A 21,448-nucleotide genomic window follows, 5' to 3' on the forward strand; every position below is an offset into this window, starting at 1 on the left:
TTGAAAGGGGCGCGGGCCTGTCCCGCGCCCTTCTTCGTGTCCGAGGGGACGTTCCGATGAATGCGATGAACCTGCTGCCCTTGCAGGTCACGGCCGCGGCGACGCTGCTGACGGTGGTGCTGGCGCTGTGGGCCGGAAGTGGCGACGGCGGTCCGCGCGCGGCGCTGCGCAACGGCGTCCTGCTGGTCGACCGCTATGTCACGGGCCTCGCCACGCTGGTCGCGGCCGGCGCGCTGGTGGTCGCCTTCGGCGCGGGGCTGTGGCAGGTGGTGGCGCGCTTCGCGACCGAAACACCCTCCATCTGGTCGGAGGCGCTGGTCCGCACCGCGCTGATCTGGATGGCCTTCGTCGGCCTGGCGGTGGCGCTGCGCGCCGGCGCGGTGGTGTCCATCGACATGGCGCACCGCCTGACCCGCGGCGGCATGCGGCGCGCGATCGAGGCGGCGTCGCTGGCCGGCACCCTGTCCCTGCTCGGCGTGATGTTCTGGTTCGGCTGGCTGATGGCCGGGCGGGTGAAGTTCCAGGAGATGGCGGGGCTCGAGGTCTCGATGTCCTGGGGCTATGCCGCGATCCCGGTGGGCGCGGTCTTCGCCATGGTGGGCGCGGTGGCGCATTTCCTTGACCGGCGCGACAGCGAACTGGAGTCCGCCGTATGAGCCTCACCATGCTCACCGTCATGCTGGTGCTGTTCGCGCTCAGCGTGCCGGTCGCCATCGCCATCGGCGTCGCCGCCATCGTCGGCATCCAGGGCTTCACCTCCTTCCCGCTGATCGTGGCGGCGCAGCAGCTGTTCGTCTCGCTCGACAAGTTCCCGCTCGCCGCCATCCCGTTCTTCATCCTGGCGGGCAACCTGATGGAGGTCGGCGGCATCTCCCGCCGCTTGGTTGAATTTGCCCGGTCGATCGTCGGTGGCATCCAGGGCGGGCTGCCGGCGACCTGCGTCGTGACCTGCATGATCTTCGCCGCGGTCAGCGGCAGTTCCGTCGCCACCACCTTCGCGGTCGGCGCCATCATGATCCCGGCCCTGGTCCGCGCCGGCTACCCGGTGCCCTTCGCCGCCGCCTTGCAGGCGACCTCGGCGGAACTCGGCGTGGTCATCCCGCCCTCGATCCCGATGATCCTGTATGGCGTGACGACGCAGACCAGCATCCCGGAGCTGTTCATCGCCGGCCTTGGCCCGGGCATCCTGATTGCCGGCGCGCTGGTGGTGACGGTGCTGGTGTGGTGCCGGATCAAGGGCTGGGGCAAGCAGGATGGCGTCGGCCGCCTGTCCTTCCTGGTGGCGGCGAAGCAGGCCGGCTTCGCGCTGCTGATGCCGGTGGTGGTGCTGGGTGGCATCTATGGCGGCATCACCACGCCGACCGAGGCCAGCGTCGTCGCCGTGGCCTACGCCATCATCGTCGGCATGTTCCTGCATCGCGAGATCAAGCCGCGCGACCTGGTGCCGATCTTCCGCAAGTCGGTGATCAGCAGCAGCGTCATCCTGTTCATCATCGCCTGCGCCGCCGTGTTCTCCTGGCTGCTGAACCGCCAGGGCGTGCCGGATGCCGCGGCGGCCTGGCTGGTCGCGACCTTCGACAGCTCCGCCATGTACCTGTTCGCGGTGAACATGTTCCTGTTCTTCATCGGCATGTTCGTCGAGACCGGCGCCTCCATCATCGTGCTGGCACCGCTGCTGCAGGAAGCCGCGACGCGCTTCGGCGTGGATGGCGTGCATTTCGGCACCATCATGGTGGTGAATTTGGCGATGGGCATGATCACGCCGCCCTTCGGCGTGAACCTGTTCGCCGCCGCCCAGGTCGCCGGCACCAGCGTCGACAAGATGATGCGCTACCTGCCGGTGTTCATCGGCGTGATCTTCACCTGCCTGATGATCATCACCTACGTGCCATGGATCGCCATGGCGCTGCCGAACCTGGTCTTCCGCTGATGGCTGGCGCCTTCGCTCCGCCGGTCGCGCTGCGCCATCTGCGGCGCGACCCGGTGCTGAAGGCCGTGATCCGCAAGGTCGGCCCCTGCACGCTGGAGGCCGCGGTGCGGGAGCCCTACGAGGCGTTGGTCCGCGCCATTACGCACCAGCAGGTGCACGGGAAGGCGGCGGAGGCGATTCTCGGGCGCTTCATCGCGCTGTATCCGGGGCACGACTTCCCGCCGCCCGCGCAGGTGCTGCTGACGCCGGTGGAGGCGATGCGGGGCTGCGGGCTGTCCGGCAACAAGGTCGCCGCCATCCGCGACATCGCGGAAAAGGCGGTGGGCGGGCTGGTGCCGACCAGCGAGGTCGCGGCGCGACTGTCGGATGAGGCGCTGATCGAACGCCTGGTCGCCATCCGCGGCGTCGGCCGCTGGACGGTGGAGATGTTCCTGATCTTCACGCTCGGCCGTCCGGATGTCCTGCCGGTCGATGATTTCGGGGTGCGGGAGGGCTGGCGGGTTTCCGCCAGGCTGGAGACGCAGCCGAAGCCGAAGGACCTCGCCGCGATCGGGGAGGCCTGGGCGCCCTGGCGCTCCGTCGCCGCCTGGTATCTGTGGCGCGCGGCGGATGCGGCGAAGCTCAAGCCGAAGGTCGTCCCGAAAGGGACGTCGAAGAAAGCTCCAAAGGGGTCGAAGGCTGCATCGCCGCGATCAGCCCGGAAATCCGCTCCCGGAACTTGAAGAAGCCCTGCGTCGCCAGCGGCCAGCAGCGCTGGTCCCAGTCGCGGCGGATGATGTGCAGCGGCAGGCCGAGGCCGGCCAGCGCATCCGCCGTCCAGCCGACCGGCGCCTGCGGCACCACCACCGGCAGGCCGTGTCCGGCGGCCCATCCGGCAATGCCCTCCGGCGCCAAGTCTTCGCCCGGCATGCCGAACTGCCGGCCGGCGCGGCCGAGGCCATCGGCCAGCGCCTGGCGGACATGGCGGGCGACCAACGGGGCGCAGCCACGCGGCGAGCGTGCCTCCGGCACCGCGATGCCGGCAAGGGCCGCGACGCGCAGGCCGAGTGGCAGCAGGCTTTCCGGGTGCAGGTCGTCCTCATGCAGCAGCAGCGCGACCGGGCCTGCCGGCATCGCGGAAGCTGGTGGCAGGGGCCGGATCGGCGGCAGCGGCGGCGCTTCCAGCGGCAGCGGGGTCTCGTCGAGCTGCCCCGCCGGGTTGAAGCGGCCGCCGGTGAAGCGGGCGATGTTCTCGGCTCGGGCGACATAATGCTTGCCCTGGGTCTGGATGCCCGCGACCCAGCGCCAGGACAGCGTGTTGGACGCCGCATCGCCATCCAGCAGATGGCGCAGGAAGTGATCGGCGCCGAGCGTCCAGGGCAGCCCGAGCGTGAAGATCCAGATGCTGGCGAACCACATGCGGGCATGGTTGTGCAGCCAGCCCAACTCCCGCAGCTCCGCCACCCAGGCATCGAAGCCGTCGATCCCGGTGGTGCCCGCGACCGCCGCCTCGTAGCGCCCGCGCAGGGCCGCATCGGCGTCCAGCCGGGCAAGATCGGCGTGCAGCGCCGTGCGGTAGTCCCGCCACAGGCCGGGCCGCAGCTCGAGAAAACCCTTCCAGTAGCTGCGCCAGAACACCTCCTGGATGAACTTCTCCGCCCGCTCCGGCCCATGCACCGCCAGCGCCGTGCCCACCACCTCGGCCTCCGTCACCAGCCGATGGCGCAGCGCGGGCGAGAGGCGGGAGACGTCGCGGCGCCGGCCCGGGCCCGGGTCACTGTTGCGCCCCCGGGCGTAATCCGCTCCCATGCGTGGGGCGAATTCGGCCAGCAGCCGCTGCGCGGCGGCCCGGTCGGCCGGAAATTCCTCGTTCATCATGCCCGGGCAGATTGGCCGCCCGCGCCAGCCTGCAACCGGACCCGCCGATGATGACCACCCGTCGCGCCCTGCTGACCACCCTCGGCGGGCTGACCGTGCTGGGTGGCGCCGCCGGGATGTACGGCTTCTGGATCGAACCCGCCTACCGGCTGGCGATTGCCGAGTACCGCCTGGACCCGCCGAACTGGCCGGCCGGGCGGCCCATCACCCTCGCAGCACTCGCGGACCTGCACGCGAGCGAACCGCAGATGCCGCTGGAGCGGGTGGCGGAGATCGTCGCCGCCACCAATGCGCTGAACCCGGACCTGGTGGTATTGCTCGGCGACTACCGCGGCGCCGGCGGCTTCGGCACCCGCGGAATCCCGGTGGAGGAGACCGCCGCCGTGCTGCGCGGCCTGCGCGCGCCACATGGCGTGCACGCGATCCTCGGCAACCATGACTGGTGGGACGACCCGCAGGTGCAGCGCCTGCGCCGCGGCGTGCCGCGCACCGCGCGGGTGCTGGCGGATGCCGGGATCTCCGTGCTGCACAATGCCGCGGTGAAGACCGGCTTCGGCGGCCGCGGCTTCTGGGTCGCCGGCAGCGGCAGCCTCTGGGCGTTCCGGGAGACGGATGACGGCCGCTTCCTCGGCGCCAACGACCTGGCGCGGACGCTGGGCGCGGTGCAGGACCAGGACCCGGTGATCCTGCTGTGCCACGAGCCGGACATTTTTCCGACTGTCCCGGCGAACCGGGTGGCGCTGACGCTGTGCGGGCACACCCATGGCGGGCAGGTGCGGCTGGCCGGCTTCTCGCCCTACGTGCCCTCCCGCTACGGCAACCGCTACGCCTACGGGCATGTGGTGGAGGAGGCGAAGCACCTGGTGGTGTCCGGCGGGCTCGGCACCTCGATCCTGCCGGTGCGGGTCGGGGTGCCGCCGGAAATCACCCTGGTCCGGCTGGGCTATGGCTGAAGGAAGCGGCGCACCGAGGCGAGGAAGGCCTGCGGATTCTCCGCATGCAGCCAGTGGCCGGCCTTGATGGATGAGAGGCGCGCCGCGGGGAACAGGCGCTGGAAGACGGGCCAATGCTCGGGCTGGATGTAGTCCGAGGCCTCGCCGGCCAGCACCAGCGTCGGTCCCTCGTACCGGCCGGGCAGGTCCGGCCAGCCGCCGATGTCGCCCAGGCCGCCCGCGATATTCTCCAGCCCGATGCGCCAGCGTGGCGGGTCCTGATCGAAGGACAGGTTCTGCAGCAGGAAGGCGCGCAGCGGCGCGGATGGCACGGCAGGCGCCAGCGCCGCATCGGCCTGCCGGCGGGTCAGGCCGGGCGGCAGGTCCAGGGCGCGCATGGCGTGGAGATAGGCGGTGAACTGCGGCGCCGGATAGGCGACCGGGGCGATGTCGGCGACCAGCAGGCGGGAGACACCCTCGGGCTCGGCCAGCGCCAGCGCCATCGCGACCTTGCCGCCCATGGAGTGGCCGATGATGGCGGCGGGCCAGGCACCCTCCGCCCGCAGCGTCTCCGCCACATCCCCGGCCATGGCGGCATAGCCCATCTCCGCCCCATGCGGGCTGTCGCCGTGGTTGCGCAGGTCCAGCGCCAGCACCCGAAAGCCCTCCGCCGCCAGGGCCTTCTGCACCGTGCCGAAATTCTGCCCGGCGCCGAACAGCCCGTGCAGCAGCACAACCGGCGGGCCTTCGCCCTGTTCGGTGACGACGAGCCTCATCCGCGCGCCGCCAGGATGACGGAGGCGAAGATCAGCCCGCCGCCCACCAGCACATCCCAGCCCAGCGGCTCGCCGAGCCACAGCGTGGAGACCAGCACGCCGAAGGCCGGCACCATCAGGAAGCCGACGGATGCGACCGCACCCGGCAGCTTGCGGCCGGCCTCGATCACGCACCAGGTGCCGATCGGGGCGGCGAACAGCCCGATATAGAGAAGGTGCGGCCAGGAACTCAGCCCGACGCCGCCCTCCGGTTCCACGATCAGGGCCATGGGCGCCAGCATCAGCGCGCCGATGCCGAAGCACCAGGGCAGCAGGTCGAACATTGGCGTGCGCGGCGGCCATTTGCGGGAGGCGATGATGGCGATGGTCCAGAGCAGCCCGGCCAGCACCAGCATGAAATGGCCGAGCAGCACGCTGCGGTCGGACCAATCCACCGACCAGGGCCCGATCAGCACCCCCGCCCCGGCCAGCCCGAGCCCGGCGGCGACCCAGCGCATGGTGGAGACCTTCTCCCCCAGCACCAGCACCGAAAGCGGGATCAGCCAGTAGGTCACGACGTTGGACAGCACCGCCGTGCGCCCGGCCGGCACCAGCGCCACCGCCAGGTGGGTCAGCGCGAAGAAGCCCCCCAGCTGGAACAGGCCGAGGAACAGCACCGCCGTGCGATCCTCGGCCGCCGGCAGCCGCAGCCGGCCGAGCGCCGCCAGCAGGATCGCGGCGCCGAGGGCCGCCAGGGCGGATCGTCCGGTGCCGAACCACAGCGGCGACGCATCCGCGAGCGCAGCCTTGGTGATGGGCCAGGCACCGCCGAACAGGATGACGGCTGCGAAAAGCAGCCGGAAGGCGGACGCCATGGGCATTGCGCTTAACCTAAACGTCCGGGCCGCGCCGGGACTAGTCCGCCGGAGCCACAGGACGCTGACATTTCACACAGCGTCAATCTTTGGACGCGGTCTGCAAGGCGGCGCGCATCTCCAGCGCCTGTTCCGCCCCCGCCGGCCGCGGCCGCAGGTCGGCCTCGGTCACCAGCGCGCCTTGCGGCACCGCGCGCGCCAGCGTCACGCCATGCGCCAGGCCGATCGGCACGGCGCCGAGGGCGCGGGACCGTGCCGCGGGGATGCATCTGCCCCAGACGGTGGCGCCACCCTCCCCGTCCAGAACCTCGCCAACCCGCAAATCCCGCTTGGCGATGGCGACGCAATCGGCGGCCCAGCGCTCCGAACAGCCGGTCGGCTCCCCGCGCAGGGCCGCGGAGGCGACGGAGACGCCGAGTTCGAGCCCGATGAAATGGTAGGGCCGCCACAGCGCGGCGTAGCGTCCGGTGGAATCGGTGGCGACGCCGTATTCGGCGAAGCAGCGGCGCGCGTAGTCGGTGTCGCCCTCGAACACCACATAGACACCCCAGCGGAGGTTGTCCGGGATCTCGGTGCCCTCCCGGGTCAGGGAGGACACCACCTCCACCACACCCTTGCGCGCCAGGATGCCGCCCTCGTCGTGCGGGCGCAGCAGGTCCGGCAACTGGCTGGTGCCGGCGGGCGGGAAGGCGAGCCCATCCTCTGGCGGGGCGAGGCCGGTGGCATTGGCGATGGCCGCGGCCTCGATGCCGGACTTCGTGCCATCGAGGAAGGAGTTGAACATGCGCGGGTTCATCCCGCCCTCCCGCGCCTGGTCCGCCGTCAGGCCGTAGAAGTCCCACACCGTCCCGGGCGTGCTGGCGTGGTAGGCGGGCAGGTACTTGGTGCCCTTGCCGGCGGCAACCACCTGGAAGCCGCCGGTGCGGATGGTGTCCACCAGCTCCGCCACCAGGGCCGGCTGGTCGCCATAGGCCATGGAATACACCACCCCGGCCGCCGCGGCCTCCCGCGCCAGGACCGGGCCGGCCAGCACGTCCGCCTCGACGTTGACCATCACCACATGCTTGCCGTTGCGGATGGCATGGCGGGCATGGCGCAGGCCGGCGGCCGGGTCGCCGGTGGCCTCCACCACCACCTCGACATGCGGGTCGCCGATCAGCGCCAGGCTGTCCTCGGTCAGCCAGGTGGCAGCGGTGCGGGCGGCGGTCGCGGCATCGGGCGCGGCACCGGCTTCCTCGGACCAGTGGATGCGGGCGAGGTTGGCGCGTGTGCGCGGGATGGACAGGTCCGCGATGCCGAGCACGTGCAACCCCGGCGTGCGCGGCGCCTGGTGCAGGAACATCGAGCCGAACTTGCCGGCGCCGATCACGGCGACCCGCACCGGGCGGCCCTGGGCGTGGCGTTGCAGCAGCAGGCGATGGAGGTTCATGAAAAGTGCAGGTTCATGGACGGGGCCTCAGGGTTGGTACCAGGGGCGAGGACGGGAGCCCGGCAGCGGGAAGGCGGTGCCGGGGCGGCGGGTCAGCAGCAGCGTGCCGGCCAGCGCCAGCAGCACCGCCGCCCCCTGCCCCGCCCGGCGCCAGCCGCGGTCCCGCAGCCGGGTGGACAGCGCCAGCAGGACCAGCGCCGCGGCGAAGAAGAACCAGAGGTTCAACCGACCGTCAGCATGATCTTGCCGATATGCGCGCTGCTTTCCATCAGGCGATGCGCCTCCGCCGCCTGGGCCAGGGGGAAGGTGCGGAAGATGCGCGGCTGCGCCTGGCCGGCTTCCAGCATCGGCCACACCTTGGCCTCCAGCGCCTGCGCGATCTCGCCCTTCTGCGCCGTGGTGCGCGGGCGCATGGTGCTGCCGGTGACGGTCAGGCGCTTCACCATGATCGGGCGCAGGTCGACCTTCTCCGCCTCGTGGCCGTTCAGGAAGGCGATCAGCACCAGCCTTCCATCCAGCTTCAGGCTGCGGATGTTCTTCGCGAAATACGGCGCGCCGACCATGTCGAGCACCACGTCGACCCCCTTGCCGCCGGTCAGTTCCTTGATTCGGGCGGCGAAATCCTCGGCGCGGTAGTCGATGGCGGCGTCGGCGCCCAATTCCAGGCAGGCCGCCACCTTCTCCGGGCTGCCGGCGGTGGCATAGACCGTCGCGCCAAAGGCCTTGGCGAGTTGGATGGCGGTGACGCCGATGCCGGAGGTGCCGCCATGCACCAGCACGGATTCACCCGCGGCCAGCCTTCCATGGCCGAACAGGTTGGCCCAGACGGTGAAGTAGGTCTCCGGCAGCGCCGCGGCGCGCAGCGCATCGAAGCCGCGGGGCCAGGGCAGCGCCTGGGCCTCCGGGGCCGCGCAGTATTCGGCATAGGCGCCGCCATTGGTCAGGGCGCAGACCTTGTCGCCCGGCTTGAAGCGGCGCACGGCATCGCCCACCGCAACCACCTCCCCGGCGCATTCCAGGCCGATCAGCGGGCTGGCACCGGGCGGCGGCGGATAGCTGCCGGAGCGCTGCGCCACGTCGGGGCGGTTGACGCCGATGGCCTCCGTGCGGATCAGCACCTCGTCCGGCTTCGGCGCCGGCACCGGGCCGCGTCCCACCACCAGAACCTCCGGCCCGCCACCCTGGCCATGGTCGATCTGGGTCATCTCGGCGGGCAGGCTGGACATGGCAGGCTCCTTGCACTCGGCGCCCGAGGGACCACGCGGCGGCGGCGCGCGTCAAGGCCGGCCGCCACCGCCGAACGGGGTTGTGCGCGCGGCCTGCCACGTGGGAAACTTGGCACGGCAGCCCGAAGGAGGCGCGCAGGATGCAGGGATTCGGCCGCCGCGCCGGCCTAGGTGCCGTGGGCGGGCTCGCGGGTTTCGCCCTGGCCGCGCAGTTCGGCGAGGCACTGGCGCAGGCGACCCCACCGGAGGTCCGGCTCGGCGCCATCTTCCCCCTGACCGGCCCGCTCGCCCTGTTCGGCGACGAGTGCTTCCGCGGCGTCGAACTGGCGGTGGAGGAGCGCAATGCCGCCGGCGGCGTCGCTGGCCGCACGCTGCGCCTGCTGCGCGCCGATGCGCCCGATGAGGCGACCGCCACCAACGAGGCAAGGCGCCTGACGCGCGGCGAGGGCCGCGTCGCGGCGCTGCTCGGCAGCTTCGGCACCTCGATCGCCCTGCCGGCCTCCCAGGTCGCGGAACTGGCCGGCGTGCCGTTCATCGAACTGGCGGCGCTCGGCGATGCGGTGACGGAGCGCGGCTTCCGCTGGGTGTTCCGGATCTCCCCCAGCGCCACGGACTTCGCCGCGACGGCGGTGGCGGGCGTGGCGCTGCTGGCCCAGGCCATCGGCCGGCCGCCGGCCTCGATGCGGCTGGCGATCGCGCATGAGGATGCGCCGGCGTCGCAATCCGTGGGCGCGGCACAGCAGGGCGCCATCGCGGCGCTCGGCTTCACCCAGGTGCAGCGCGCCGCCTATGCGCCGCGGCCCACGGACCTCAACGGCCTGGTGCAGCGGCTGCGCGGGGTGGATGCGGAGGTGGTCCTGCACACCGGCGCGCCGGGCGACGAGGCGCTGCTGTTCCGCGCCCTGGCGGAGGTTGGTTGGCGACCCCGCATGGTGATCGGCACCGCCAATGGCTACGGCCTGGTCGAGACCGGCCGCAGCATCGGCGCCGGCCTGACCGGCGCGATGAGCGCCGACCTGACGCCTTCCGGCGTGAACGAGCGCATGGCCGGCGGCGCGCGCGCCTTCGCCGAGGCCTATCTGCGCCGCTACGGCGCCGAGCCCCGGTCCGGCCACGGGCTGGCCTGCTTCACCGGCACGCGGGTGGTGCTGGATGCGATGGCGCGTGCCAGCGGCACGGAGGCGGCGCGGGCCGGCGGCACGGAGGCGGCGCGTGCCGGCGGCACGGAGGCGGCGCGTGCCGGCGGCACGGAGGCAGCGCGTGCCGGCGGCACGGAGGCAGCGCGTGCCGGCGGCACGGAGGCAGCGCGTGCCGGCGGCGCGGAGGCAGAACGCATCCGCACCGCGATCCTCGCCACCGACATCGCCGAGGGTGCCACCGCCTGCGGCTGGGGCGTGCGGTTCGACGAGCGCGGCCAGAACCAGCGCGCCCGCCCCTTCCTGTGCCAGTGGCAGCCGGCGCCGCCACAGCCCGGCAACCCGGCCGGGCTGCGCCAGGTGGTGATCGCCCCGGCCGATGCGGCGATCGCGGAGGCGATCACGCGGCTCGGCGCCTGAGGTCCGGCCACACGACATCCGGCGGCGCCAGGCGCTGGCCGCGCTGCGCGCGTTCCTCGGGCGGCAGCACATCCTCGGACGGCCAGTGGCCGCTGCACAGCGCGGCGGCGTAGCCCTCCGCCAGCCCGGCCGCGCGCATCGCGGCGGCGGCGCCGGCATGGTCGTAGTCCAGCGCGTGATGCGTGATGCGAAGTCCCGCAGGCTGCGGCGTCAGCACCGAGAACCAGGCGCGCGGCGTGCCGTCATCGGCGGGCATGCCGATGGCGCCGGCATTGTGCCACAGCGCCTCGCCGACCAGGCGCGTGAAGGGCAGGCCGCAATGGCCGGCGAGCACGCCCTCCGCGCCCGTCGCGGCGATTTCCGCCGAAAGAGTCTCATCGGGTGCCGAGGCCCCAGGGGCCCATCCAGGCGCCATCGAGCTGTTCCGTCGCCAGCGCCACGGCGATGCCGGCCCAGTCGGCGGTGACGGTCAGCCGGTAGGGGCGTCCGAGGGAAGCGGCGAGGTGGACGAAGAACGGTTCGTAGGCCCGCCTTGTGTCGCCGGCCGTGGGCTGGAACGGCCCGACCGCGAAGCGCAGCGGCGCGTCCTGCGCGACAGCGGGGGCGGTGAGGCCGAGCAGCGGTGCGGCGGCGATCAGGTGGCGGCGGGACAGGGTCATGCGGGCACTCCTCCGGCCGTCACTTCGCCGGCTGGACGCCGATGGATACGGCCGGCGAAAAGAAAGCCTCGCAGGCGCGGTCTATCGGGCGATGGCGTAGGCCTGCATCAGGCGCGGCGTGGCGGCCGCCAGCACCTGCCCGTCGCGGCGCCCGGTGGCGCAGACGCGGCCGAGCGACCAGGGTCCCTCCACCTTCACCAGGTGGCCGCGGCGTTGCAGGGCGCCGATCACCTCCGGCCCGAAGCGTTCCTCCACCAGCAGGCGGCCTGGTTCCGCGATGCGCGGGTAGAAGGATTGCGGGAAGTGCCGGCTGGTGAACAGCGGCTGGTCGATGGCGGCCTGCAAATCCAGCCCATGATGCAGGTGGCGCAGCAGCACCGCCAGCGTCCACTGGTCCTGCTGGTCGCCGCCCGGCGTGCCCATGGCGAGGTAGCCCTCCCCGTCGCGGGTCACCAGGGTCGGCGTCAGCGTGGTGCGCGGGCGCATCCCTGGGCGCAGCGTGCTGGGATGCCCGGGCGCGAGCCAGCACATCTGGCCGCGCGTCGAGATCGCGAAGCCCAGCCCCGGCACGGCGGGCGAGCTTTGCAGCCAGCCGCCGGAGGGCGTGGCGGAGACCATGTTGCCCCAGCGGTCCACCACGTCGAGATGCACGGTGTCGCCCCATTCCACCGGCAGCGGCGCGAAGGTCGGCTCGCCATGGCCGAGGCCGACCGGGGTTTCCGCACCCGACATCGCCATCACCTCCGCCATCCGCGCCGCGGCACCGGGCAGGTCGCCGGGCACCAGTTCGAGGCTGGCCTGGTCCGTCACCAGGCGGCGCCGCGTCGCGGCATGGGCGTCGGACAGGAGGATATCGAGCGGCACATCCACTGCGTCCGGGTCGCCGTAGAACACCTCCCGGTCCGCATAGGCCAGCTTCATGCACTCGACGATGGTGTGCACGAAGCGCTCGCCGGCCGGGTCCATGGCGGCCAGGTCGAAGCCCTCCAGCAGCGCCAGCGCCTGCAACAGCACCGGGCCCTGCCCCCAGGGGCCGGTCTTGTGCACGGTGAGGCCGTGGTAGTCGCGGCTGGTGGTGGCCTCCGTGCGGGCGGCGTAGCGGGCCATGTCGTCGCCGGTCAGCAGCCCGCCATGGCGGCGGCCGGAGGAATCCATCAGCTCCGCCGTGCGGTAGAAGCGGTCCACCGCCTCCGCCACGAAGCCGCGGTAGAAGGCGCCGCGCGCCGCCTCGATCTGCGCCTCCCGGTCGGCGCCGGCCGCCTCGGCCTCGGCGAGGATGCGGCGGTAGGTGGCGGCGAGGCTGGGAGTGCGCAGCAGGCTGCGCGGCCGCGGCACCTCCCCACCCGGCAGCCAGATCTCGGCGGAGCTGGGCCATTCGGCGGGGAAGAAATGGCGCGCCGGCAGGATGCTGGCGGCGACGCGGGGCAGCACGGGGTATCCATCCTCGGCGTAGCCGATGGCGGCTTCCAGCACGGCGCGCGGGGTCCAGGTGCCGTGGTCGCGCAGCAGCAGCATCCAGGCGTCGAAGGCGCCCGGCACGACGGAGGGCAGCAGCCCGGTGCCGGGCACCTGCGCCAGGCCCAGTTCGGCAAAGCGTTCCGGCGTCGCCGCCATGGGCATCGGGCCCTGGCCGCAGATCACCAGCGGCAGGTCCTGGTCCGGGCGCTTGAGGATGATGGGCACCTCGCCGCCCGGCCCGTTCAGATGCGGCTCCACCACCTGCAGCACGAAGCCTGCGGCGGCGGCGGCATCGAAGGCGTTGCCGCCACGCTCCAGCACGGACATGCCGACGGCGCTGGCGATCCAGTGGGTGGTGGCGATGGCACCGAAGGTGCCGCGCAGTTCCGGGCGGGTGGTGAACATGGCGCTCCCTACCGAACCAATCTTACATTGGTTCCACACATTGCGCACCACGGGCGTTACGTACTTCACAGCGGCGCGTACCAATACTACTCTGGTCCCATGCAGACGGATAGCGCAGCGCGCGCCAGGCTGGAGGACTACCTGCGGGCGGAGGGCCTGCGGGACGGCGACCGGGTGCCGCCGGAGCGCGACCTTGCCCCCAGGCTCGGCCTCAGCCGCCGCGCGCTGCGCAATGCGCTCCAGGCGCTGGAGCTCGAAGGCCGGCTGTGGCGCGGCGTCGGCCAGGGCACCTGGCTCGGCGAGGCGCCCGCCGCCAGTCTCCGCACCGTCGGCGGCGATCCGCAGGCGGTGATGGAGGCGCGGCGCACGCTGGAGCCGGCGCTGGCCGGGCTCGCCGCCATCAAGGCGGCGCCGACCGACATCGAGGCGATCCGCCGCTGCGCGCGGCGCGGTGCCGAAACGCAGGACCAGGAAAGCTGGGGCCGCTGGGACGCCGCCTTCCATCGGGCGGTCGCGTTCGCCTGCCACAACCCGCTGCTGCGCCAGGCCTTCGAGCAGTTGGAGGCCTGCCGCGCCGGCACCGAGTGGGGCCGGCTGCGGGGGCTGATCGCCAATGCCGCGCTGCGCCAGCACTCCGCCGCCCAGCACCTGGCCATCGCGGCGGCCATTGCCGACCGCGACGCCGCCGCCGCCCACCGGGCGATGTGGGACCATCTGCAGACCGTCCACCAGGCCATCCAGGCCACCAGCGCCGATGCCGGCGGCCGCACCGCCTCCTCGCGCCGCGCCGCCTGATTTCCGTACAAAGGATCCGCCCCATGACCGAGCGCTTCGCCACCACCCGTCGCACCGCCCTGACCGCCGCCATGGCCGCCTCCCTCGGCATCCCGGCCGCGCGGGCGCAGGACCGCTACCCGAGCCGGCCGGTGACCATCACCGTGCCCTGGGCCGCCGGCGGCACCACGGACATCCTGGCCCGCGTGGTCGCGGAGCCGCTGCGCCGCGCCACCGGCCAGCCCTTCGTGGTCGAGAACCGCTCCGGCGCCTCCGGCAACATCGGCTCGAACGCCGTGGCGCGGGCGCGGCCGGATGGCTACACGCTGCTGTTCGGCTCGATGAGCACGCATGCGATGAACGACGCGCTGTTCAACAACATGCCGTTCCATGGCGTGGATGACTTCACGCCCATCGCGCTGCTCGCCTTCGTGCTGAACACCATGGTGATCCACCCCGGCGTGCCGGCGAACACGGTCCCGGAGTTCATCGCCTACGCCAAGGCCAATCCGGGCAAGATCGCCTATGCCTCGGCCGGTCCCGGCTCCACCAACCACCTGTGCGCGGAGATGTTCGCGCGCATGGCGGGGATCGAGATGGTGCACGTGCCCTATCGCGGCGGCGCGCCGGCGGTGCAGGACACGGTGGGCGGGCAGACGCAGTTGTTCTTCAGCGCCGGCACCCAGACCCTGCCGCATGTCCGCGACGGCCGCCTGAAGCTGCTGGCGGTGACCGAGGGCCGGCGCTCGACCCTGCTGCCGGAGGTGCCGACGGTGGCGGAGACGCTGCCGGGCTACGAGATGGCGGTGTGGTACGGCGCGCTCGGCCCGAAGGGCATGCCGGCCGATCTGGTCGCGCAGATCAACGGCGAGATCAACAAGGCGCTGATGCAGCCGGAGGTGCGCGACCGCATGGCGGCGATCGGCGTCGAGGTGGTGAACCAGTCGCCGGCGCAGTTCGGCAGCGTGCTGGCCGCGGACGCCGCGAAGTGGAGCCGGGTGATCCGCGAGCTGAACATCGGCATGACCAGTGCCTGAGCTGGTCGCTGTGCTGGCCGCCCGTTTCGCGGCGGCGGCGCGGGAGGATGGGAAGCTGCCGCTTCTCCATGCGGCGGCAGAGGTGGCGCGGCAGGCGACCGGGCCGGGCCTGGTTACCGCGATGCGCTTCGACGCGGCGGCGATGACGGTGCGGCGGCTGTTCAGTTCGGACCCTGGCGCCTATCCCGTCGGCGGCGCCAAGCCGAAGCGGGACACGCCTTGGGGCCGGATCGTGCTGCTGGAGCGCGCAGTCTTCGTGGGCGAGGGCGAGGCGGCCATCCGGCACCATTTCGACGACCACGCGCTGATCCTGGGCCTCGGCCTGCGCAGCGTCGTCAACGTGCCGGTGCTGCTGCGCGGCGCCTGCGTCGGCACGCTGAACCTGCTGTGGCCAGAGCCCAAGGTCGCTCCGGAGCGGCGCGCCCTGGTGGAACTGCTCGGATTGCTGGTGGCGCCGGACTGGGTCGAATGACCCGGCCCGGCAGCCCGATCAGCCGCTGGTGATGCCGGCCGCGCGCACCAGCGGCTCCCACACCGCGATCTCGCTGCGCAGGTAGGCGGCGGCGGAGTCCGGCGTGCTGTCGGTGACCACCTGCATGGCGAAGCCGGTCAGGCGTTCCTTCACATGCGGCAGGTTCACCGCCGCGTTCACCGCGCGGTTCACCGCCTGGATCACCGGCGCCGGCGTGCCGCTGCGCGCCATCACCATGTGCCAGGTATAGGCCTCGTAGCCCGCGACGCCCTGCTCGATCATGGTCGGGATCTGCGGCGCCAGGCTGGAGCGCGCCTTGGTGCTGATGCCGAGCGCCCGCAACTGGCCGGACCGCACATAGGGCAGCGCCGAGGCGGCGATGTCGAAGATCATCGGCACCCGGCCCGACAGCACGTCCGGCAGCGCGGCGGAGGAGCCGCGATAGGGAACGTGGTTCGCCTTCAGCCCGCCGGCGGCGTGCATGAAAAGCTCCGTCGCCAGGTGCACCGCGCCGCCCTGGCCGGAGGAGGCGTAGTCGTACTTGCCGGGGTTGGCGCGCAGCTCCGCGATGAACTGCTGCAGGTTCTGCGCCGGGAAGCTCGGGTTCACCAGCAGGATCACCGGCACCTGGCCGACCAGCGCGATCGGCGTGAAATCCGCGATCGGGTCGAAGGGCAGGCTCGGGAACATCGCCCGCGTCACCGAATGGGCGACGGTGGTGTAGAGCAGCATGGAGCCGTCCTGCGGCCCCTTCGCCACGGTGTCCGTGCCGATGACGACGCCCGAGCCGGTGCGGTTTTCCACCACCACGCGGTTCGGCAGCGCCTTCGACATCTCCTCCGCCACCAGGCGGGCCGGCACGTCCGTGGGGCCGCCGGCGGCGAAGGGCACCACCATGCGCACCGGCTGCGTCGGCCAGGCCGCCTGCGCCGCGGCGGGGCGCAGCATCAGGCCGGGTGCCGCGAGCAGGCCGGTGCCGGCGGCGAGAAGGGTGCGGCGGCTGAAGGGCGGGTTGGTCATGGTGATGCTCTCCCCCGGGCCCTGGTGGCCCGTTACGTTCCTGGATGGGACCAGTGTTGGGAGAGCGAGGGCCGGCGTCAACCTTGGAGGCGGACGCCGGCCCTTCGGCTCAGTTGATCCGGATGTTGGCTTCCTGGATCAGGCCGGTCCACTTCGCCGTTTCCTCCCGCAGCCAGGCGGCGGCGGAGTCCGGCGTGCTGTCGGTGACCAGCCGCATGGCGAGGTCGGACAGGCGCTGCTGCACGGAAGCCTGGGCGGCCACCTGCATGAAGGCGCGGTTCACCGTCTGCACCACCTGCGCCGGCGTGTTCCGCGGCGCCATCACCATGTGCCAGGTGAAGGCCTCGAGGCCCGGGAAGCCGGCCTCTGCGGTCGTCGGCACATTCGGCAACTGCGGCAGGCGCGTGCTGTCCATCACCGCAAGCGCCTTGGTCTCGCCGCGCTGGGCATAGGGCAGCGCGCTGGTCGAGACATCGACGATGATCGGGATGGTGCCGTTCAGCACGTCCGGCATCGCGGCCGCGGTGCCGCGATAGGGCACGTGCAGGGCGCGGGCCTCCATGCTGCGCAGCATCAGTTCCGTCGCCAGGTGCAGCGCACCGCCATTGCCGGAGGAGGCATAGGTCATGCCGCCCGGATCTGCCTTCAGCGCCGCCTGGAGTTCCCGCAGGTTGGTCGCGCGCACATCCTTGCCGACGGTGATCAGCATCGGGATGACGCCGACCAGCGCCACCGGCACGAAATCCGCCACCGGGTCGAAGGGCAGGCGCGGGAACAGCGCGCGCAGCGAGGCATGCGCCACGGTGGTGTAGAGGAAGGTGTGGTTGTCATTCGCCTTGGCGACGACATCGGTGCCGACCACCACGCCGGCGCCGGTGCGGTTTTCCACGATGATGCGCTGCGGCAGGACCCGGCCCAGTTCCTCGGCGAACAGGCGGGCGGGAATGTCGGTCGGGCCGCCGGCGGCGAAGGGGACCACGAGTCGGATCGGCTGCGACGGCCAGTTGGCCTGGGCCAAGGCGGGCCGTGCGAGGGGGGCGGCAAGGGCGGCAGCCGTTGCGCCGAGAAGCTGGCGGCGGTTCATGCGGGAAGCTCCGTTGTCGTCAGGAACAGGGCCAGCGCGGGGGCGTGGCCGAGGTTCCCGCTTCGCAACGCAACAATGCGACGTCAATCCGGTTTGTCTACCAACTTCGCGTAGAGGTCCGGATCCGTCGCCCCCTCCGTGCCGAACAGCAGCACCCGGCTTTGCGCGTCCAGCCCCAGCATGGCGCGCGACATCGGCTCGGCCGCCACCAGCAGCAGCGCGGCAAGGCCGGCAGTGGCGCTTTCGCCGGCCACCAGCTTCGGCGTGCGGCGGGCAAGCAGGCGCATCACGTCCACCGCGCTTTCATCCGGCACCGAGATGAAGGCGTAGGCGCTGCGCTCCAGCTCCTGCCAGGCCAGCAGGCTCGGCTCGCCACAGGCCAGGCCGGCCATCAGCGTGTCCAGGTCACCGGGCACGGAGACCGCCTCCCCGGCCTCGGCGCTGGCCAGCAGGCAGGCGGCCTTCTCGGGCTCCACCACCACCACCTTCACATCCGGACCGAAGCTGGCGCGAAGCTGGATGGCCACCGCAGCGGCGACGCCGCCGACTCCGGCCTGGATGAAGGCGTGGGTGGGCGCGCTGCCTTGCATCTGTTCCGCCGCCTCCTCCGCCATCAGGCGGTAGCCCTGCATCACGTCGCGCGGGATTTCGGTGTAGCCCTCGTAGGAGGTGTCGGAGACGACGAACCAGTTTTCCGCCTCCGCCGTGCGCGCGGCCTCCCGCACCGCATCGTCATAGGTGCCGGGGACGACGCGGATTTCCGCACCGTATTTCGCGATGGCGTCGCGGCGGCCCTGGCTGACGGTCTCATGCACGAAGATGACGCAGCGCGCCCCGAAGCGTTGCGCGCCCCAGGCGACGGAGCGGCCGTGGTTGCCATCGGTGGCACAGGTGACGGTGATGGCGCGGGCGGCGTCCCGGTGCGCGCCCTGCGCCAGTTCCTCCGTGGTGACGGCATTGGCGACGCCGCGGCGGGCGAGTTCGCCGACCAGCAGCCGCGCCACCGCATAGGCACCGCCGAGCGCCTTGAAGCTGCCGAGGCCGAATCGTTCGGCCTCGTCCTTCCATTGCACTTCGGCCACGCGGGCTGCGACGGCGACCTCCGGCAGCGGCACCAGGGGCGTCGGCACATAGCCGGGCCAGCTGGTGATCTCGGCGCGGGCGCGGCGGAAGCCGCCCTCGGGCAGCACCACCACGCCGGGGGTGCCGTGGCGGCGGTTCAGCATCATGCGGAAGGGGCGTTCGGGGATCATGCGGCGGAGATTGGCGCGGCGGCCCTCCGGCGGCAATCGGCGCGGCTTGGCGCCGCACCGCCCGGCGGGCAGATTGCCGCCGCGAAGTGGAGGAGATGGGGCATGCAGGTCACGATCCTGGGCGGCGGCGGGTTTCTCGGCCGGCGGCTGGCGGCGCGTTTCGCGGCCGATGGCGCGGTCGGCGGGCGGCCGATCTCGGCCCTGACCCTGTTCGACCTGCACCAGCCGGCGCCGCTGGAGGCGCCCTTCCCGGTGCGCTGCCTGGCCGGCGACGTGGCCGACGCGGCGACCCTGGCCGAGGCGATCCCGCCCGGCACCGGCCTGGTGGTGCACCTGGCCGCGGTGGTCAGCGCGGCGGCGGAGGCGGATTACGACCTCGGCATCCGGGTCAACATCGCGGGCACGCAGGCGGTCATCGCGGCGTGTCGCCGCCTGCCCGCACCGCCCCGCGTCGTTTTCACCTCCTCGGTCGCCTCGTTCGATGGCGGGCAGGACGCGATGGTGCCGGATGAGGGGCGGCAGATGCCGACCAACAGCTACGGCGCGCAGAAGGCGATCGGCGAGTTGCTGCTGGCGGATGCGACGCGGCGCGGCTTCCTCGATGCGGTGTCCATCCGCCTGCCGACGGTGATGGTGCGCCCCGGGCGGCCGAACCGTGCCGCCAGTTCCTTCGTCTCCGCCGTGGTGCGGGAGCCGCTGCTGGGCCTGCCGGCGCAGTATCCGGTGGCGGAGGATTTCCGCGTCTGGATCTGTTCGCCGCGCCGCGCGGTGGAATGGCTGGCGCATGCCGCGGCGCTGGACAGCGCGACGCTCGGCCGCGACCGCGGCATCAACCCACCCGGCCTGTCCGCCAGCATCGCCGACATGCTGCGGGCGCTGGAGGAGGTGGCGGGGCCGGAGGCCCGCGCACTCGCCCGCCGCGTGCCGGATGCGGAGGTCGAGGCGATCGTCGCCGGCTGGCCCGCCGCCTTCGCCGCCACCCGCGCCCCCGGCCTGGGCTTCACCCGCTCCGAGCCCCTGGTGGAGATCCTGCGCGCCTTCATCGCCGACGACCTGGAGGCGACGCGCCGGGACCGCGAGGCGGGCTAGCCCCGCAGGGCGCCGCGCCGGGGTGCCGTCGGCATCGCCACATGGCCGTGGTCCGGTGCCAGCACCTCGCAGAACGGGATGGTCATTCCGGCGCGCACCTCCTCGATCATCGGCGGGGCGCGGCGGCCGGCGGACATGTCGTGCGGGAACCAGCCGATGAGGACCGAGGCCTGCCCGCCGGGGGGCACCAGCACCGGCTCCGCCGGCGAGGAGACCAGGCCGTGAAGCGTGATGCCGGTCAGCACGGCGGCGGGATGCGGGTGCGGGTTCTGCACCAGCAGCCGGTATTCGGTGCGCCCGGCCTCCGGCCGCACCGCCATCTCGAAGCGCTCGGCGAGCAGGAAGCTGTCATCGGCCTGCGGGCCGACACGGCAGGCGAAGGGGGTGGCGGCCGCGGCGGGGCCGGCGATGGCCAGGGCCAGCAACACGAAAAGGGCGGCGGATCGGCGGGGCATCGGGGATCTCCTGCGTTGCCGCCATGATGCGGCCGACGCACGGCACCTGGCCAAGACGCCCAGTCTGTGGCGCCGATTGGTAAATCCTTCATTGACGAAACCGCGGGCTGCTCCTCGTACGTTCCGCCTGATGGAACGATTTCTGCTTCCACATCAGACACTTGCGTCGATCCGCGCCGGGCGTCATGCTGCCCGAAATCGTCCTGGGAGGGACCCGCCATGACCACCCGCCGCATCCTGCTGGGTGCCGCCGCCGCCACGCTGGCCGCCCCGCGCGTCGCCAAGGCCGCCTGGCCCGCCGACCGCGCCATCGAGGTCATCGTCCCCTTCCCGCCCGGCGGCGGCGTGGACAACATGGTGCGCCCCATCGTGCATTTCGTGACGCCGCGCCTGCGCGGCGCGCGCTTCGCCATCGTCAACCGCCCCGGCGCCGCCGGGCAGATCGGGTTCGAGGCGTTGTTCAACGCCGCGCCGGATGGCTACACGCTCGGCGCCCTGACCAACACGGCGATGCACGCGATCGCGGTGGAACGCACCCCGCGCTACAAGCCGGAGGAGTTCACCTACATCGCCAATGTGGTCGACGATCCGGGCGGCTTCTGGGTGCGCGCCGACAGCCCCTGGCGCACGCTGGACGACCTGAAGGCGGCGGCGCGGCGCGACCCGGAGGGCATCGGCGTCGGCACCGCCGGCATCGGCTCCGACGACCATCTGCTGCAACTCGGCTTCGAGGAAGCCGCCGGCGTGCGCCTGCTGCACGTGCCCTACAACGGCACGGCGCCGGTGCAGCGGGACGTGCTGGGCGGCAGCCTGCCCGTCGGCAGCTTCAACATGAGCGAGGGCGTGACGCTGCTGAAGGAAGGCCGCATCCGCTGCCTGGCGCAGGGCGGCCCGCAGCGCTGGGCCCCGACCGGCGAGGTGCCGACCTTCAAGGAACAGGGCTACGACGTGCTCGGCGGTTCCGCCCGCGGCATCGGCGCGCCACCGGGCCTGCCGGATGAGATCCGCCTGGCGCTGGAAGCCGCGTTCCGCGATGCGCTGGCCGACCCGGCCCTGCTCGCCGACGCCGAGCGCACCGGCCTGCCGCTGCGGCCGCTGGTGGGCCAGGACTACCGCGCCATGATGCGGGCGGACCACGCGACGCTGCAGGGGCTGTGGCAGCGGCGGCCCTGGCGGGGCTGA

General features: G+C 72.5%; 23 protein-coding genes. 10 read left to right on the forward strand and 13 right to left on the reverse strand.

Features of this window, described 5'->3' with window-relative positions; genetic code table 11:
- Positions 1-56 precede the first annotated feature (56 nt).
- From ACFHPP_RS22830 to ACFHPP_RS22840, 3 genes are read left to right on the forward strand one after another with little or no spacing between them, the layout of a single operon-like run.
- Entirely contained in the window at positions 57-656 is a 600-nt protein-coding gene (locus tag ACFHPP_RS22830; protein ID WP_437165544.1) for a TRAP transporter small permease, read from the forward strand.
- Positions 653-1,930: a TRAP transporter large permease gene (locus ACFHPP_RS22835; protein WP_437165545.1), complete on the forward strand. Its 1,278-nt coding sequence runs from the start codon at positions 653-655 to the stop codon at positions 1,928-1,930. The genes ACFHPP_RS22830 and ACFHPP_RS22835 overlap by 4 nt, the downstream gene beginning before the upstream one ends.
- Complete coding sequence (locus tag ACFHPP_RS22840; RefSeq protein WP_437165546.1) at positions 1,930-2,652, forward strand: DNA-3-methyladenine glycosylase family protein; 723 nt, start codon at positions 1,930-1,932, stop codon at positions 2,650-2,652. The genes ACFHPP_RS22835 and ACFHPP_RS22840 overlap by 1 nt, the downstream gene beginning before the upstream one ends.
- Here ACFHPP_RS22840 and ACFHPP_RS22845 read toward each other — a convergent pair.
- Complete coding sequence (locus ACFHPP_RS22845) at positions 2,552-3,787, reverse strand: FAD-binding domain-containing protein (RefSeq protein ID WP_437165547.1); 1,236 nt, start codon at positions 3,785-3,787, stop codon at positions 2,552-2,554. The two genes, ACFHPP_RS22840 and ACFHPP_RS22845, sit on opposite strands and share 101 nt — an antisense overlap.
- 47 nt (positions 3,788-3,834) lie before the next feature.
- Between ACFHPP_RS22845 and ACFHPP_RS22850 the strand changes: the two genes are divergently transcribed.
- Complete coding sequence (locus ACFHPP_RS22850; RefSeq protein ID WP_437165548.1) at positions 3,835-4,740, forward strand: metallophosphoesterase; 906 nt, start codon at positions 3,835-3,837, stop codon at positions 4,738-4,740.
- Here ACFHPP_RS22850 and ACFHPP_RS22855 read toward each other — a convergent pair.
- The 5 genes from ACFHPP_RS22855 to ACFHPP_RS22875 all read right to left on the reverse strand — a co-directional run bounded on the left by ACFHPP_RS22855 (position 4,731) and on the right by ACFHPP_RS22875 (position 9,004).
- Positions 4,731-5,495, reverse strand: coding sequence for an alpha/beta fold hydrolase (locus ACFHPP_RS22855; RefSeq protein ID WP_437165549.1), 765 nt, complete (start codon positions 5,493-5,495; stop codon positions 4,731-4,733). The two genes, ACFHPP_RS22850 and ACFHPP_RS22855, sit on opposite strands and share 10 nt — an antisense overlap.
- Positions 5,492-6,355, reverse strand: coding sequence for a DMT family transporter (locus ACFHPP_RS22860; protein WP_437165550.1), 864 nt, complete (start codon positions 6,353-6,355; stop codon positions 5,492-5,494). The genes ACFHPP_RS22855 and ACFHPP_RS22860 overlap by 4 nt, the downstream gene beginning before the upstream one ends.
- A 76-nt stretch (positions 6,356-6,431) precedes the next feature.
- The gene (locus tag ACFHPP_RS22865) at positions 6,432-7,778 is read right to left on the reverse strand and encodes an NAD(P)H-dependent oxidoreductase (RefSeq protein WP_437165551.1); all 1,347 of its coding nucleotides are present in this window, start codon (positions 7,776-7,778) and stop codon (positions 6,432-6,434) included.
- 27 nt (positions 7,779-7,805) lie between these two features.
- Complete coding sequence (locus tag ACFHPP_RS22870) at positions 7,806-8,003, reverse strand: hypothetical protein (protein WP_437165552.1); 198 nt, start codon at positions 8,001-8,003, stop codon at positions 7,806-7,808.
- Positions 8,000-9,004, reverse strand: a complete 1,005-nt coding sequence (locus tag ACFHPP_RS22875) for an NAD(P)H-quinone oxidoreductase (RefSeq protein ID WP_437165553.1) — start codon at positions 9,002-9,004, stop codon at positions 8,000-8,002. Before ACFHPP_RS22875 ends, ACFHPP_RS22870 begins: the two co-directional genes overlap by 4 nt.
- 140 nt (positions 9,005-9,144) lie before the next feature.
- On the opposite strand from ACFHPP_RS22875, the gene ACFHPP_RS22880 reads away from it, so the two are divergent.
- Complete coding sequence (locus ACFHPP_RS22880; protein ID WP_437165554.1) at positions 9,145-10,560, forward strand: ABC transporter substrate-binding protein; 1,416 nt, start codon at positions 9,145-9,147, stop codon at positions 10,558-10,560.
- Here ACFHPP_RS22880 and ACFHPP_RS22885 read toward each other — a convergent pair.
- The 3 genes from ACFHPP_RS22885 to ACFHPP_RS22895 form a co-directional block, all read right to left on the reverse strand.
- Complete coding sequence (locus ACFHPP_RS22885) at positions 10,541-10,975, reverse strand: hypothetical protein (protein WP_437165555.1); 435 nt, start codon at positions 10,973-10,975, stop codon at positions 10,541-10,543. The genes ACFHPP_RS22880 and ACFHPP_RS22885 overlap by 20 nt on opposite strands.
- Positions 10,935-11,219: a PhnD/SsuA/transferrin family substrate-binding protein gene (locus ACFHPP_RS22890; protein ID WP_437165556.1), complete on the reverse strand. Its 285-nt coding sequence runs from the start codon at positions 11,217-11,219 to the stop codon at positions 10,935-10,937. The genes ACFHPP_RS22885 and ACFHPP_RS22890 overlap by 41 nt, the downstream gene beginning before the upstream one ends.
- A gap of 81 nt (positions 11,220-11,300) precedes the next feature.
- Positions 11,301-13,082: a gamma-glutamyltransferase family protein gene (locus ACFHPP_RS22895; RefSeq protein ID WP_437165557.1), complete on the reverse strand. Its 1,782-nt coding sequence runs from the start codon at positions 13,080-13,082 to the stop codon at positions 11,301-11,303.
- 99 nt (positions 13,083-13,181) lie between these two features.
- On the opposite strand from ACFHPP_RS22895, the gene ACFHPP_RS22900 reads away from it, so the two are divergent.
- From ACFHPP_RS22900 to ACFHPP_RS22910, 3 genes are read left to right on the forward strand one after another with little or no spacing between them, the layout of a single operon-like run.
- Positions 13,182-13,877 (forward strand): FadR/GntR family transcriptional regulator, encoded by a 696-nt coding sequence (locus ACFHPP_RS22900; protein WP_437165558.1) that lies wholly within the window; start codon positions 13,182-13,184, stop codon positions 13,875-13,877.
- A 23-nt stretch (positions 13,878-13,900) separates the two neighbouring features.
- Positions 13,901-14,893, forward strand: coding sequence for a Bug family tripartite tricarboxylate transporter substrate binding protein (locus ACFHPP_RS22905; RefSeq protein ID WP_437165559.1), 993 nt, complete (start codon positions 13,901-13,903; stop codon positions 14,891-14,893).
- On the forward strand, positions 14,886-15,365 hold the full coding sequence (locus tag ACFHPP_RS22910; protein ID WP_437165560.1) for a GAF domain-containing protein: 480 nt from the start codon (positions 14,886-14,888) through the stop codon (positions 15,363-15,365). The genes ACFHPP_RS22905 and ACFHPP_RS22910 overlap by 8 nt, the downstream gene beginning before the upstream one ends.
- Before the next feature lie 18 nt (positions 15,366-15,383).
- Here ACFHPP_RS22910 and ACFHPP_RS22915 read toward each other — a convergent pair whose 3' ends face one another.
- The 3 genes from ACFHPP_RS22915 to ACFHPP_RS22925 all read right to left on the reverse strand — a co-directional run bounded on the left by ACFHPP_RS22915 (position 15,384) and on the right by ACFHPP_RS22925 (position 18,722).
- Positions 15,384-16,385 carry a Bug family tripartite tricarboxylate transporter substrate binding protein gene (locus ACFHPP_RS22915; protein ID WP_437165561.1) on the reverse strand — a complete coding sequence of 334 codons (1,002 nt, stop codon included), beginning with the start codon at positions 16,383-16,385 and terminating at the stop codon, positions 15,384-15,386.
- Between the two features lie 109 nt (positions 16,386-16,494).
- Positions 16,495-17,469, reverse strand: a complete 975-nt coding sequence (locus ACFHPP_RS22920; RefSeq protein WP_437165562.1) for a Bug family tripartite tricarboxylate transporter substrate binding protein — start codon at positions 17,467-17,469, stop codon at positions 16,495-16,497.
- A gap of 83 nt (positions 17,470-17,552) precedes the next feature.
- Complete coding sequence (locus tag ACFHPP_RS22925; protein ID WP_437165563.1) at positions 17,553-18,722, reverse strand: diaminopropionate ammonia-lyase; 1,170 nt, start codon at positions 18,720-18,722, stop codon at positions 17,553-17,555.
- Between the two features lie 102 nt (positions 18,723-18,824).
- Between ACFHPP_RS22925 and denD the strand changes: the two genes are divergently transcribed.
- Positions 18,825-19,811 (forward strand): D-erythronate dehydrogenase, encoded by a 987-nt coding sequence (gene denD / locus ACFHPP_RS22930; protein ID WP_437165564.1) that lies wholly within the window; start codon positions 18,825-18,827, stop codon positions 19,809-19,811.
- Here denD and ACFHPP_RS22935 read toward each other — a convergent pair.
- Complete coding sequence (locus tag ACFHPP_RS22935; RefSeq protein ID WP_437165565.1) at positions 19,808-20,266, reverse strand: hypothetical protein; 459 nt, start codon at positions 20,264-20,266, stop codon at positions 19,808-19,810. The two genes, denD and ACFHPP_RS22935, sit on opposite strands and share 4 nt — an antisense overlap.
- Before the next feature lie 219 nt (positions 20,267-20,485).
- Between ACFHPP_RS22935 and ACFHPP_RS22940 the strand changes: the two genes are divergently transcribed.
- Positions 20,486-21,448 (forward strand): tripartite tricarboxylate transporter substrate binding protein, encoded by a 963-nt coding sequence (locus ACFHPP_RS22940; RefSeq protein ID WP_437165566.1) that lies wholly within the window; start codon positions 20,486-20,488, stop codon positions 21,446-21,448.

Origin of the sequence: Falsiroseomonas sp. E2-1-a20, assembly GCF_051433195.1 — a bacterium.
Lineage (GTDB): Bacteria > Pseudomonadota > Alphaproteobacteria > Acetobacterales > Acetobacteraceae > Falsiroseomonas.